This window comes from Sphingomonas sp. FARSPH (assembly GCF_003355005.1).
Lineage (GTDB): Bacteria > Pseudomonadota > Alphaproteobacteria > Sphingomonadales > Sphingomonadaceae > Sphingomonas.
This window is the reverse complement of the sequence record NZ_CP029985.1, coordinates 2,644,600-2,657,561: the sequence shown is the minus strand read 5'-3', so window position 1 is coordinate 2,657,561 and position 12,962 is coordinate 2,644,600. Positions and strand designations below refer to the sequence as shown.

17 protein-coding genes and 1 tRNA gene are annotated in these 12,962 nt (G+C 69.3%); 13 read left to right on the top strand and 5 right to left on the bottom strand.

The features are described 5' to 3' along the window. The first annotated feature begins 35 nt into the window (after window positions 1–35). From DM480_RS12710 to DM480_RS12670, 10 genes are all read left to right on the top strand, one after another. The gene (locus DM480_RS12710; protein ID WP_115379552.1) at window positions 36–1,835 is read left to right on the top strand and encodes a methyl-accepting chemotaxis protein; all 1,800 of its coding nucleotides are present in this window, start codon (window positions 36–38) and stop codon (window positions 1,833–1,835) included. 7 nt (window positions 1,836–1,842) lie between these two features. Then, the gene (locus tag DM480_RS12705; RefSeq protein WP_115379550.1) at window positions 1,843–2,916 is read left to right on the top strand and encodes a DUF2332 domain-containing protein; all 1,074 of its coding nucleotides are present in this window, start codon (window positions 1,843–1,845) and stop codon (window positions 2,914–2,916) included. Window positions 2,917–2,947: 31 nt separating this feature from the next. Then, window positions 2,948–3,799 carry an NAD(P)-dependent oxidoreductase gene (locus DM480_RS12700; RefSeq protein ID WP_115379548.1) on the top strand — a complete coding sequence of 284 codons (852 nt, stop codon included), beginning with the start codon at window positions 2,948–2,950 and terminating at the stop codon, window positions 3,797–3,799. Between the two features lie 119 nt (window positions 3,800–3,918). Next, window positions 3,919–4,563 carry a cell wall hydrolase gene (locus DM480_RS18810; RefSeq protein WP_310596159.1) on the top strand — a complete coding sequence of 215 codons (645 nt, stop codon included), beginning with the start codon at window positions 3,919–3,921 and terminating at the stop codon, window positions 4,561–4,563. Between the two features lie 65 nt (window positions 4,564–4,628). Further along, complete coding sequence (locus DM480_RS18115; RefSeq protein WP_157968795.1) at window positions 4,629–4,793, top strand: hypothetical protein; 165 nt, start codon at window positions 4,629–4,631, stop codon at window positions 4,791–4,793. A 283-nt stretch (window positions 4,794–5,076) separates the two neighbouring features. After that, complete coding sequence (locus tag DM480_RS12690; protein WP_115379546.1) at window positions 5,077–5,529, top strand: CsbD family protein; 453 nt, start codon at window positions 5,077–5,079, stop codon at window positions 5,527–5,529. An 8-nt stretch (window positions 5,530–5,537) separates the two neighbouring features. Beyond that, window positions 5,538–7,043 (top strand): PAS domain S-box protein, encoded by a 1,506-nt coding sequence (locus DM480_RS12685; RefSeq protein ID WP_115379544.1) that lies wholly within the window; start codon window positions 5,538–5,540, stop codon window positions 7,041–7,043. Next, a complete protein-coding gene (locus tag DM480_RS12680; protein ID WP_115379542.1) occupies window positions 7,040–7,234 on the top strand; it encodes a hypothetical protein in 195 nt (64 codons plus the stop codon). Before DM480_RS12685 ends, DM480_RS12680 begins: the two co-directional genes overlap by 4 nt. Before the next feature lie 2 nt (window positions 7,235–7,236). Beyond that, entirely contained in the window at window positions 7,237–8,118 is an 882-nt protein-coding gene (locus tag DM480_RS12675) for a hypothetical protein (RefSeq protein ID WP_115379540.1), read from the top strand. 64 nt (window positions 8,119–8,182) lie between these two features. After that, a complete protein-coding gene (locus DM480_RS12670; RefSeq protein ID WP_115379538.1) occupies window positions 8,183–8,323 on the top strand; it encodes an entericidin A/B family lipoprotein in 141 nt (46 codons plus the stop codon). Window positions 8,324–8,464: 141 nt separating this feature from the next. Here DM480_RS12670 and DM480_RS12665 read toward each other — a convergent pair whose 3' ends face one another. Genes DM480_RS12665 through DM480_RS12655 form a run of 3 tightly spaced genes read right to left on the bottom strand, consistent with a single transcriptional unit; the run spans window position 8,465 to window position 11,270 of the window. Next, entirely contained in the window at window positions 8,465–9,040 is a 576-nt protein-coding gene (locus DM480_RS12665) for a DUF2497 domain-containing protein (RefSeq protein ID WP_198665829.1), read from the bottom strand. A 32-nt stretch (window positions 9,041–9,072) separates the two neighbouring features. Then, window positions 9,073–10,584, bottom strand: coding sequence for a TolC family outer membrane protein (locus DM480_RS12660; RefSeq protein WP_115379536.1), 1,512 nt, complete (start codon window positions 10,582–10,584; stop codon window positions 9,073–9,075). A gap of 20 nt (window positions 10,585–10,604) precedes the next feature. Beyond that, window positions 10,605–11,270, bottom strand: coding sequence for a protein-L-isoaspartate O-methyltransferase family protein (locus tag DM480_RS12655; protein WP_115379534.1), 666 nt, complete (start codon window positions 11,268–11,270; stop codon window positions 10,605–10,607). Between the two features lie 159 nt (window positions 11,271–11,429). On the opposite strand from DM480_RS12655, the gene DM480_RS12650 reads away from it, so the two are divergent. Next, on the top strand, window positions 11,430–11,771 hold the full coding sequence (locus DM480_RS12650; protein WP_115379532.1) for a hypothetical protein: 342 nt from the start codon (window positions 11,430–11,432) through the stop codon (window positions 11,769–11,771). 18 nt (window positions 11,772–11,789) lie between these two features. Here the strand turns inward: DM480_RS12650 and DM480_RS12645 are convergent. Further along, window positions 11,790–11,863, bottom strand: a tRNA-Cys gene (locus tag DM480_RS12645). Between the two features lie 46 nt (window positions 11,864–11,909). After that, window positions 11,910–12,356, bottom strand: coding sequence for a (deoxy)nucleoside triphosphate pyrophosphohydrolase (locus tag DM480_RS12640; RefSeq protein WP_115379529.1), 447 nt, complete (start codon window positions 12,354–12,356; stop codon window positions 11,910–11,912). Between the two features lie 32 nt (window positions 12,357–12,388). On the opposite strand from DM480_RS12640, the gene DM480_RS12635 reads away from it, so the two are divergent. Together DM480_RS12635 and DM480_RS12630 are read left to right on the top strand one after the other, a co-directional pair. After that, window positions 12,389–12,589, top strand: a complete 201-nt coding sequence (locus DM480_RS12635; protein WP_115381298.1) for a Flp family type IVb pilin — start codon at window positions 12,389–12,391, stop codon at window positions 12,587–12,589. A 119-nt stretch (window positions 12,590–12,708) separates the two neighbouring features. After that, window positions 12,709–12,876: a Flp family type IVb pilin gene (locus tag DM480_RS12630; protein WP_115381295.1), complete on the top strand. Its 168-nt coding sequence runs from the start codon at window positions 12,709–12,711 to the stop codon at window positions 12,874–12,876. Window positions 12,877–12,962 lie beyond the last annotated feature (86 nt).

The window sequence follows — 12,962 nt, the reverse complement described above, 5'->3', positions numbered from 1 at the left end:
CCGATCGACCACCCAGAACGGAAACGCCCGATCCCATGAAGATCCCGCGCAAATTAGGCCTGTCCTTCGTCGTCGTCATCGCGTCGGCCGCGGTTGTCATGCTGGTGCTGCTCGGCACCATCCTGATGATCGACAGCTCGACGAAGCGGAACAATGTCAGCCAGTCGATCTACGCCAAGGCCCTCACGCTGGAGACCGCGATCCTGCGCCAGAACAGCCAGTTCCGCGGCTTCCTGGTGACGGGGGACACCAGCTACCTCAAGTCGTATGACGAAGGCCGGACCGAGTTCGACCGGACCGCACGCGAGTTGGAGGCGATGCTGTCCGACCCCCAACAGCTGGCGCAGGTGCACGAGGCGGTCACCGAGACGCATGCGTGGCGTCGCAATTGGGGCGATCGCCTGATCGGCTGGGTCAAGGCCGGGCGGCGCGACGCCGCGCAGGAGGCGGTGCGCGGCGCGGGCGCGGCGGTGCTGGTCAGCAAGGTCGCCCTGCCGCTGCGCGCGCTGCGCGCGATCGAAACGGAACGGATGGCGCGCAACGCCGCACGCCAGGACCAGGCGATCATGGCCGCGCTCGCCGCGCTCGCGATCGGCGGGATCGCGCTGATCGGCGTCGCGATCGCGCTGTCGATGCTGCTCAGCCGCCAGATCGCGCGACCGATCACCCGCCTGACCGAGGCGATGGCGAGCCTGGCGGCGGGACGTCACGACATCGCGGTCGAGGCCGCGGCACGCACCGACGAACTGGGCGACATGGGCCGCGCGGTAGAGGTGTTCCGCGACACCGCCGCCGCGAAGCTCGCCGACGATGCCGACCGCGCCGCCGCGATGGCGGCGATCGGCCAGGCGCTGCACCGATTGTCCGATGCGGACCTCACCGCGCGGATCACCGATGTCCCGGCCGCCTTCGGCGCGCTTTCGGACGATTTCAACAGCGCGACGCAGAGCCTGTCGCGCGTGCTGGGGGGCGTGCGCGGCAGCGTCGACACGATCAAGCTCAACTCCGGCGAGATCAATGACGCCGCGCGCGACCTTGCGCAGCGGACCGAGCAACAGGCCTCTGCGCTGCAGCAGTCGGCAGCGGCGCTCGACGAAGTGACGCGCTCGATCCGCGGCGATGCGGGCGCGGCGACCCAGGCGAGCAATGCGATGGCGCAGGCGCATGACGAGGCGCAGCACGGCGGCGCGATCGTGCGCGACGCGATCGGCGCGATGAACGGCATCGAACAGGCGAGCAACGAGATCGCCGCGATCATCAGCCTGATCGACGGCATCGCCTTTCAGACCAACCTCCTCGCGCTCAACGCGGGTGTCGAGGCCGCACGCGCCGGCGAGGCAGGCAAGGGCTTCGCCGTCGTCGCCAACGAAGTGCGCGCGCTCGCCCAGCGATCCGCCGATGCCGCGACCGAGGTCAAGACGCGGGTCACCGCCGCCTCCAAGCACGTCAAGGCGGGCGTCGCGCTGGTCGACCAGACCGGACAGGCGCTGTCCCGGATCATCGAACGCGTCGCCGCGGTCAGCGGCGCGGTGGACGCGATCGCGCGTTCGTCCGATCATCAGGCGACGAGCCTTGGACAGATCAACGTCGCGATCGGCGAGATGGACGGGATGACGCAGCAGAATGCCGCAATGGTCGAGGAGACCTCCGCCGCGGCGCGCCGCCTGGTAGACGAGGCGGAGGCGCTTGCCGCGTCGGTCGCGACCTTCGTCCTCGACGTCGCTACGTCGGCGCACACGGGCCCGCGCCCGGTCCGGCCATCGTCGCATGTGCCGCGTCACCACGCCGCGCCCCCGCGCCGTCTGGTCGCCAACGGCGACTGGGACGCCTTCTGATCCGACGATGAGGATATCGGCCGAGCGGATGCCCGACGACCACACCGCCCCCGGCCCGCTGACCCGCCAGGCGGCGGCCGTGCGCATGATGGGCTCGCCCTTCGTCGCGCGCGTGCTGGAAGCGTCCGCGCGCCAGCTGCACCGGGCGCCGCGCACCGCCGCGCTGTTCGCCGCCTGGCCGCGCGACGCCGCGTCGGACGCGCTGGCGATGCGGCTCAACGCAGCGCTGCACGCGCTGGCGCTGCGCGGCACGTTGCCCGCGCTGACCGCTTTCTACGCGGCGCAGGGGGGCGACGCCGATCGCGTGATCGGCGACGCTTTGGCCGCGACGGATGCCTTCATCGCCGACTGGATGCGCGAGACGCCGCAGACGAACGAGGTCGGCCGCGCCGCCGCGATCATGGCCGCGCTCATGACCTTGCGTGGCCAATATGACATGCCGTGCGAGCTGCGCGAACTGGGCTGCAGCGCGGGGCTCAACCTAAACCTCGCCCGTTATGCCTACGACCTTGGCGGTGTCGCGGCGGGCGATCCCGCCTCGCCCGTGCGCATCGCACCCGATTGGCGCGGCGTGCCGGTCGCGCCGCGCGCGGTCGATATCGCCTCGGCGCGCGGCGTCGATCTCCACCCGCTCGACGCCCGCGACGATACGGCGTGCGAGCGGCTGATGGCGCACGTCTGGGCCGACCAGCCCGATCGCGCCGAACGACTCGCCCGCGCCCTCGCGATCGCGCGCGCCGCCCCGCCCGCGGTCGATCGCGGCGACATCGCCGGCTGGCTGCCCGGCCAGCTTGCAGCGCCGCAGCGCGACGGGCTTTGCCGCGTCGTCGTCCATTCGATGGCGTTGCAATATCTCGAGGCCGGCGACCGGCGCATCGTCGAGGATTTGATCGCGACGCACGGCCGCTACGCGACGGCGACACGCCCGTTCGCGCGGATCGCGTTCGAATGGACGCCCGCGCGCGACGCGGTGCATCTGACGCTCACGGCCTGGCCGGACGGGCGGGTCCACCATCTTGCGATCTGCCACGCGTATGGCGCCTGGATCGACTGGCACGGCGCGGACACCAACACGCGGTAATGCGTTCGCGCCTCCGGCAGGAGGACAGCGCATGAAGATCGGATTTCTCGGACTGGGGCAGATGGGCCATGCGATGGCGACGCGGCTCGTCGAGGCGGGTCACGACGTCACGGTGTGGAACCGCTCGCCGGGCAAAGACGACGATCTCGTCGCCGCCGGCGCCGCCCGCGCGGATCGGCCCGTCGACGCGGCGCAGGGCGATCTGGTGATGAGCATGCTCGCCGACGATGCCGCGGTCGAACAGGTGGTGTTCGGCGACGGCGGCATTCAGCGCGCGCCCGCCCTCCACGTCGGCCACAGCACGATTGGCGTCGCGCTCGCCGAACGGCTCGCCGCCGCGGGCCATTATCTGTCCGCGCCCGTCTTCGGCCGTCCGCCGGCGGCGCAGGCGGGCAAATTGTTCGTCGTGGCGGCCGGCGACGCGGCGCTGATCGACCGGTGCGCGCCCGCGTTCGAGGCGATCGGCCAGCGCACCTTCCGCGTCGGCGATGCGCCCCCGGCGGCGAACCTCGTCAAGCTCAGCGGCAATTTCATGATCATGGCCGCGGTCGAGGCAATGGCGGAGGCGATGACGCTCGCCGAAAAGGGTGGGGTCGATCGGCATCTGCTGCTCGAGGTGCTGACCGGCACCCTGTTCGGCGCGCCCGTCTACCAGAATTATGGCGCGATGCTGGTCGAGGATCGCTTCCGCCCCGCCGGCTTCGCCGCGCCGCTCGGGCTCAAGGACATGACGCTCGCCGACACCGCAGCGACGACCTATGGCGCCACCATGCCGTTGCTCGGGATCGTGCGCGACCATCTGCGCGCGACGATCGCGGTCGAGGGCAACGACATCGACTGGGCGGGCGCCGCGCTTGCGGTTCGCCGCGCTTCGGGTCTGTAACTTCCCCGCGACGTGATTGCGCCGTAACAGCGCAGGCCGTGGCGCAGCACCGACGACGACAGGCCCCTTCCCGCCGACGGCGCGCGGCGCATAGCAACGGCGCGGCGGAGCGATGGCTGTTGCTCGTCGGCCTCGTTGCGCTCGTTGCGATCGGCATTGGCATGATCGGCCCTTGGCCCGCCCGCCCGCCAAGGCCGGCGGCGCCGTTGACCATGGCTGAGGCGCGCGCATCGAACGCCGCGGTGCCGATCGACGCCGGGCGGCGGCTTGCCGCGCTGCCCTATCGCTTTCACGGCGGTTCGGCGGCGCGGGCGCAGGCGGTCGACTGTCTCGCCACCGCCGCGCTCTATGAAGCGGGCGACGACCGCCGCGGTCAGCGCGCGGTGATCCAGGTAATCCTGAACCGCGTCCGCGTGCCCGGCTTTCCGAAGACGATCTGCGGCGTCGTCTACGCTGGCGCGACGCGGACGACCGGCTGCCAATTCTCCTTTACCTGCGACGGATCGATCTTGCGTCGCCCCATTCACGCCGGTTGGGGCGATGCGCGACGCGCCGCGAGACGCGCGCTGTCCGGCCATGTCTTTGCCCCGGTCGGACGCGCGACCCACTATCACACAGACTGGATGGTTCCCTACTGGCGCGACTCCCTGGTCAAGATCGCCCGCGTCGGCACGCATCTGTTCTACGTGCGCGGTAAAGGGCATCAGGCCGACTCCGCAGCCCCGGTCTTTAGAGGCACGACTTACTACGGAAACTACCAGTAAGCTGGTGCTTTTGCGCCATATCCCTGCATGGCCCGGCTCGGTAGAGCGGCGGCAGGAGACCGGCGATGGACGTAATGACCAAGGACGATCACGCCTATCTGCTGATGCGCAGCACGACCCATGCGGACCGCGCGGAGGCGTGCGATGACCCCGCCACGCGGGCGCTTCACCAACGGTTCGCCGACGCTTATGCGCGTCGTGCCGCCGATGCCGTGGTAGAAGACGACTAAAGCACCCCCGCAAAAATACCAGGAACGACTATCCGCCCCGCCCGTTGATACGGCCGTACCGGACGCAAAGACGCGTTCGGCAGCCCGAAGGGTGTCGATGCAATTCCTGTCAGCCAATGCACGATCGAGAAAGGCGGGTCGCACGGACCAGACGCCTTTGTGCGCGTGCCTTTGCACGGCGGCGCCACACCCCAACGCCTGATCGGATCATCACCGTGATGATCGACGGTGCTGCATTAACGCAGCGCCCCGTTTTCCCGTCCCCTGCAAAAGGACCAAAGTCATGAACAAGAACGAACTGCACGGCGGTGCCCGTTATGTCGGCGGCAAGGTGGAGAAGGCCGTTGGCGACGCCGTCGGCAGCCGAGACTGGCAGGTCGCCGGCGTCGTCGACCAGGTCGCTGGCGGTGCCGAGCATATGTACGGCCGCGCGCGCTCGATTGGCGAAGACGCGATCGACGCCGCCCCCGCCCTGGCGGATCATGCGAAGGAACGGCTTGGCGATGCGGCCGAGGCGATCGGCGACGCCGCGCACCGCGCCGCCGATCAGACGCGCGAGGCTGCGGGCCATGCCGCCGACGCCGCGCAGCGCTTCGCCGGCCAGGCGGGCGACGCGGCGCGCCGGGGCACCAAATCTGCCAATCAGGCGATGTCGACCAACGCGCTGATCTGGGCGCTGGGCGCCGCAATCGGCGGCTATGCCATCGGTTGGCTGATCCACGGCCGCTCGGCGTAAGTCCATCCATGGCCGCGTCGCTCAAGTCCTTGCGCGAGACCGTCGATCTGCGCCACCTGCGCCAGATCATCGCGGGTCTCGACGAGGGCGTAATCTTGGTCGATCCGGACCAGAGCCTGCTCTGGGCGAACGATGCCGCACTGCGCATGCACGGCGTCGAACGCCTCGAGCAGCTGGGTGCGGACGTGGATGATTATCGCGCGCGGTTCCAGCTGCGGTATCGCAACAACCACCGGCTGGAGGCGGATGATTATCCGATCGAACGCGTCGTCGCCGGCGACTCCTTTTCCGAGGTCGTCGTCGAAGTGACGGTCGCGGGCGAGGATGCGCCGCGCTGGGTGCACCAGGTGCGCAGCCTGGTGCTCAACGATGCCGACGAGGACGCGCCGAGCTGCGTCGTGCTCGTCATTCAGGACGTGACCGCGCGGTTCGAGGCGGAGGACCGGTTCGAACAATCGTTCAACGCCAACCCCGCGCCGGCGGTGATCTGCCGCCTGTCCGACCTGCGCTTCGTCAAGGTCAACCAGGGTTTTCTGGAAATGACCGGGCTCAGCAAGGACCAGGTGCTGGCGAAGACCGTCTACGAGGTCGATGTGCTGCGCGAGGCGGAGAAGCGCGACCTCGCCAAGGAACGCCTCGCCGAGGGGCGGACGATCCCGCAGATGGAGGCGGAACTGGCGCTGCCCGACGGCACGACCAAGCTCGTCATCGTCGCGGGACAGCCGATCGACCTGTCGGACCAGCCGTGCATGCTGTTCACCTTCGCCGACCTCGAGCCACGCCGCAAGGCGGAGGCCGCGTTGCGCCACAGCGAGGAACGGTTCACCCGCACCTTCCAGATGGCGCCGGTGGCGATGGCGATCGGCGCGCGCGACGGCCATCTGCTCTGCGAGATCAACGGCAGCTTCGGCCAGCTGACCGGATACGCCTCGGCCGAAATCATCGGCCGCTCGCTGGAGGACGTAGGCCTATGGGTCGATGCCGCCACGAGCGCAGCGATCGACGACGCGGTCGAAAGCACCCGTGACCTGCGCGGTCACGAGGCGCGGATCCGCACGCGCGACGGAAACCTGATCGACTGTCTGGTTTCGACCGAAACCTTCATGCTGGGTGGCGATACCTGCCTGCTATGGGCGTTCCAGGACATCACGCAGCGCAAGGCGACCGAAACCGAACTGGTCGAGGCGATCGAGGCGGTGATGAAGGATACGAGCTGGTTCAGCCGCTCGATCATGGACAAGCTCGCGCGGCTGCGCGCGCCGCGTGACGAGGCGCAGGGCGCAGGGTTGGACGACCTTACCGCTCGCGAGCGCGAAGTGCTCGCGCTGATCTGCCGCGGGCTCGACGACAAGAGCATCGCGCGCACGCTCGACGTGTCGGGCAACACCGTGCGCAATCATGTCGCGCGCATTTACGGCAAGATCGGCGTCAACCGCCGTACCGCCGCCGCGGCCTGGGCCCGCGCGCGCGGGTTCGACGCAGACACCGTCGCGCGCGCAGGAGAGTCACGATGACCCGAGACAAGAAACGCCCGGACGCCGACGACGCGAAGCTGCGCCAGGCGAAGGGCGCCGCGCGCGAGGCGATCGGTAAGTTGCTGGGCGACGACGCGGAAATCCGCAAGGCGCGCATCGAACAGGCGGAGGCGGCGAAATCCGCCCCTCCGTCCAAATCCACCCAATCGAATAACGAAGAACAGGAGTGAATATGGCGACCAACGTTACGACCGGCCTGACGCCGCTTGAGGCTTCCGCGGTGACGCGGGGCATTACCCGGGTATCGTGGGGCGCGATCTTTGCCGGGGTGGTGATCGCCGTCGCCGTGCAGGTCGTGCTCGGCATTCTGGGTACGGGCATCGGCCTGTCGATGGTCGATCCGGTCGAGGGCACGACGCCGGGCGCAGCCGGCTTCGGCATCGGCGCGGGTCTGTACTGGCTGATCACGACGGTCATCGCGCTGGGCGCGGGCGGCTATGCCGCGGCGCGCGTGTCGGGCGTGACGGAGCGGTTCGACGCACTCGTCCACGGCCTGGTCGTGTGGGGCGTGACGTTGATCCTCACGATCTACCTGCTGACGAGTGCGGTGGGCGGGATCATCGGCGGCGCGTTCCGCACGGTGGGCACCGTCGCGGGTGCGGCCGGCCAGACCGTCGGCGCCGCCGCGCCGCAGGCCGCGCAGATCGCCGGCATCGACAAGAATGACGTGCGCCAGGAGGCCGCCGCCTATCTGTCCGACGCGCCGTCCGACCCGGCCCAGATGACGCCGGAACAGGCGCAGACCGAAATCGCCAAGCAGCTGCCCGCGCTGGCACGCGGCGGTGCCGATGGCGCGCGTGCGGAAAGCCGCATCGTCGACGTCGTCGCCGCCCAGCGCAAGATCAGCCGCGAACAGGCGCAGGCGCAGGTGACCCGCGCCAAGGCCGACTTCATCAAGGCGAAGGACCAGACGGTCGCCACGGCGAAGGCCGCGGCCGACAAGGCAGCCGGCGCCGCCGCCGGAACGTCCTTCGTCCTCGTGCTGGCGCTGCTGATCGGCGCAGCGGCTTCCGCTTTCGGTGCATCGGCGGCTGCCCGCCGCCGCCTGCGCTGAGTGTCCGCGGCGGGGCGGCGTATCTCGCCTCGCCGCACATTGCTTCACGCAAGGAGACTGAGTGATGATCCGCAAGATCGGACTGATCGCCGCCGCCACCGCCTTCCTCTCGCTGGCCGCGTGCAACACCGTGAACGGCGCGGGCAAGGACCTGAAGTCCGCCGGCACCGCCATCTCGACCGCGTCGGGCGAAACCAAGAAGTGAGCGGGGCGGCGGGTATCGCACCCCGTCGCTGACGCCTCTTTCATAAAAAGAAACGCCGCCGGAGCGATCCGGCGGCGTTTTTCGGTTAGGCTGCATCCGCAGCGCTTGCGTAAGAATCTAGCGCGCCGGATCGCCGGCGGATCAGCGCATCTGCGAGGTGATCTTGGCGATCTCGCGCGCGACCAGCGTCTCGACCATATCGGGCAGGTTCGCGTCCAGCCAGTCGCGCAGCATCGGGCGCAGCATCTCGCGGACAAGCCCCTCCAGCGTCCCGTCGCTGTCTGGGGCCGGCTTGACGATCAGCTTGCTCAGCGTCTCCAGCGACCCGAGGCTGGCGGCGACCGCCTGTTGCGAGACGATCGGTTCGGGCGCGGGGCGCGCTGTGGCGGCGGCGGGCTGATGCATTTGCGGTTGCGACATCCTGGGCTGCGGCGCCGCCGCTTGTGCCGGCGCGACAGGCTGGGGCGCGGCCTGCATCCGCGGCGGCGGCGACGCCTCTGGCTGGTAAACGGATTGCGGCGCGGGATCAGAGGGCGGCTGCGGCATCGGATCGCTCAGTTCCAGCACCTCCTCGACATCGTCCTCGGGCTCGGGCGGCGGCGCGGCGCGTTGCGGGCGCCGGGCGCGGCCCTGCGTCGCTTCGCCTTCTTCAGCGATGATCCGTTTGATCGAGGACAGGATTTCCTCCATCGACGGCTCGACGCTCATGTCCCCCATGATTCCCGTTCCCATGCGCATGCCCGCGACCATCAGCGGCTCGGCGCCTGCGCACCTGTGGTTAATGCGGGGCTCCTGTCAACCGGCGTGTCGAGCGCGGGATCGAGCGGGCGGGTCACCACCGCGGTCTGCGCGGGGGTCTGCGCGGTCGACGTCGCAACGGGCGCGGGCTCGCCATCGCCACCGAAATCATTGATCCGGCCGCGGACGCGCTTGTAGTTGACCGTCGGATCGTACAGCGACCCGCCGTCGAGGCCCAGGTCGCGCGCCTCCGCATTGCCCATCGCCGCCAGCAGCGCGAACCCCGCGACATAGGCGTCGCGTCGCGCGCTCACCAACGTCACCTGGCTGTTGAGCAATTCCTGCTCGGCGTTGAGGATGTCCAGGATCGTGCGTGTGCCGACGCTGTTCTCGGCCCGCACGCCCTCGAGGCTCAGCTTGTTGGCGTTCACCGCCGCTTCGGAGCTGACGATCACCTGTTCGGACGACTGCCATTGCGCGTAGGCGGATCGCGTCGTCGCAACGACGTTGCGCTCGGTCGCGGTCAGCGTCTCGATCGCCTGGCTGCGCCCCGCCTCCGCCTGGCGAACGCGCGCGGCGGGCTGGCCGCCCTGGAACAGCGGCAGCGACAATTGCAGTCCAGCGGTCGCGGCCGTGCCGCTACCTGGAATACGCTGACCGTTCAGCACGGTCGGGATCGAGCCCAGATAGTTGAAATAGGTTCCCGTCGTCACCGCGGCGACGCGCGGCAGCCGCGTCGCGCGGGCGACGCCGATGTCGTAGCGGGTGGCATCCGCCGCCTTGCGCGCCGCGATCAGCTGCGGGTTGCGGTCGAGCGCGACGTCGACCGCCTGTTTGGGCGACGTCGGCAGGTTGGGCAGCGCGGGCGCGGGCTCCAGCGTCCCTGGCGGCGCCCCGACGACCGCGACGTAATTTTCGCGGCTGGTGATGAGCTGCGCCTCGGCGGATTGCAGCTGCGCGCGGGCGAGTGCGAGGCGCGCTTCGGACTGGGCGACGTCGGTGCGGGTCAGGTCGCCGACCTGGAACCGGTCGCGGCTCGCCTTCAGGTTGACCTCGAGCACGCGGACGTTCTGCTGGTTGAGGCCGACGATCGCCTCGTCGCGCGTCACGTTCATGTAGGCGGCGACGACGCTGGTGAACGTATTCGCCTCGACACCGCGCAGCGTCGCCTGCCCCGCCTCGACGCGCGTCTCCGCCGCCTTGACGGCGCTCCGCACCCCGCCGCCCTGGTACAGCGGCACCGAGAATTGCAGCTGGCCGTTGGCGACGCGTTCGGGGTTGAGGAAGTTGTTGTTCGCCTGCAGGACATTGTCCGTCGCCGAACCGCTGGCGGTCAGGCCGGGCAGGCCGCTGGCGCGTGCGATCGGCACATTCTCGTCCGTCGCGCGCTGCGCCGCGCGCTGCGCGGTCAGCGTGGGGTTGTTCGCATAGGCCTTTGCCAGCGCCTCGCGGAGGGTTTCGGCACCCGCGGGCATCGCGACGAGCGCGACGCCGGTTGCCAATATCGTACGAAACGCGCGCATTCCCCCCCCACAGACCATGATCAGAACGTGAAACCCCTCGGCTTGGCGAAGCCCGGCAGGATGACGCAGTCGCTGTCCAGCACCGCCTTCAGCCCGAAGCCGCCATCCGTCTTGCGGCCCGTCGCGAGCCGCACGACGCCGCCATCGACCAGGCCGGTGACGACACGCCCGCCGGAGGCGACCTGCGCGACGAGCGCATCGGGCATTTCCTCGACCGCGCCCTCGATCACCAGCACGTCATAGGGGGCGCCCGCAGCGTGCCCCGCAGCGAGCGGTCCCTTGACGATCTCGACCTTCGGGTTGCCGGCCAGCGCCGCGCGCGCGAGCGCGACGAGCGCCGCATCCTCCTCCACCGCGACGACATGCGCGACGATCTGGGCCAGTAGCGCGGCGGTATAGCCGCCCGCCGCACCGATCAGCAGCACACGATCGCTGGCGCGCAGATACGCCTCGGTCAGCAGCCGCCCCGTCACCATCGGCAGGTTGATCGCACGGCCGTTGCCCGCCGCGAGCGCGGTGTCGCGATAGGCAAGATCGCGCGATTCGGCCGGCACGAACGCTTCGCGCGGCACGCTCATCATCGCGGCGATGACGCGTTGGTCGTTGACCGCGTTGGTACGCAGCTGGCTCGCGACCATCGCGTGCCGCATCGTTTCAGCGTTGGTGGCGTCGAAACCCGTGTTCATGTCTACCCCTCTCGCACAGCTGTTTTAGCTACGCAATACACTTCGTGATCCATCGGGCTTGTATCGCGACCCCTCGGTCGCGCCAAGCGCCGCACTGCTCTTTCGCCGATACGAGCCGCCCGATTTGCGATGGTGCGCGCAGCCTCGTAAGGCCTGCCGATGATCTCTGCGACCTATCACCGGTTTATCGACTGGATCGGCGACGGCACCGGCCTGCCCGACACGATCCTGCACCTGCATGCCGGCCTTGCCGTGCTGATGGTCGCGCGCATCGTCACGCGCCGCTCGCTGGGCAGTTTCGTGCCCTTGTCCTTCGTCGTCCTCGCCGAGGCGTTCAACGAGATCATGGACCGGCTGCATTTCGGCTCGTGGCGCTGGGCCGACACGACGTCGGACGTGGTCAACACCCTGTTCTGGCCGACGGTGATCTGCCTGGGGGTACGCCTGCGCCCGATGCTGATGCGGCGCGACGCGGCCCGCGTGAAACACGACACCCTCTGACCATCAGAGGGGCGAGACTGGAGGCCCGACCGGGAATCGAACCCGGGTGCAAGGATTTGCAGTCCTCTGCGTCACCACTCCGCCATCGGGCCTCGATGTCGCGGGAGCCGCGGCTGATGATGGCTTTTTACGCCGCGGTCAACCACCCGCGTGCGATTCCTGCGCCGCCATCGCGACGAGCGCGGCGACGAGCGGCACGTCCGCGGGCGGCATCGGCATCGCCGCCATCTCGGCCGGCATTACCCAGCGCAGCTCCGGCGATTCGACCGCTTGCGGGATGCCGGCCCAGCGATCGACGCGATAGAGCAGCAGCAGCAACTGCCGTGTCGCCAGCGGCGCATGCGCGAAGGTGATCGGCCGCACGTCCACCGGCGCGACGTCGACCGCCAGTTCCTCGGCGAGCTCGCGCACCAGCGCCGCGTCGGGCGCCTCCCCCGGCTCGACCTTGCCGCCCGGAAATTCCCATAAACCGGCCATCGCCTTCCCCACCGGCCGGCGTTGCAGCAGCACGCGGCCGTCGGCATCGGTCATCGCCGCCGCGACGACGACCAGCGGCAGCGTGGTTGGATGGACATCATCAGCCATTCGTTAAACCCTTACCCCCTATGGACGGGCGCATGATCGTGCGCCCTGCCCTTCGTCGCCTGCGTCGCGCCGTCGCCGCGCTCTTCACCGAGGCGCGCGGCGCGACGGCGGTCGAATACGGCCTCATCGTCGCGCTCATCGTCATCGCGATGATCGTCGCGCTGAAGGGCGTCGCCGACACCAACACCAATATGTGGTCCGCGGTCAGCAGCAAGGTGCAGGCCGCCAATTGAGCCGCGTGCCGCGGCGCGCCCTTAAATCTTTCGCAACCTGTTACCCGCTACTGGAGATGTGCTGGGTCCGGTCGAAACCGGTTCAGCCGGGTGACTGACGTTAGACAATGGAGACCGGAATGCTCGCGATTCGCAAATTCTTCAGGAACAGCAAGGGCGCGACCGCCATCGAATACGGCCTGATCGCCGCGCTGATCGCCGTGGCCGCGATCGCCGCGATGAAGGGTCTGGGCGGCAAGCTCACGACGACCTTCCAGAACGTCTCGTCGAACATGACCGTCAGCTAAGCCGACGATCCGACGACACGAAAAGGGGGCGGCGGACCATCGGTTCGCCGCCCCTTTTGCTGTCGGTCGAACCCGCGGCGCGCGGG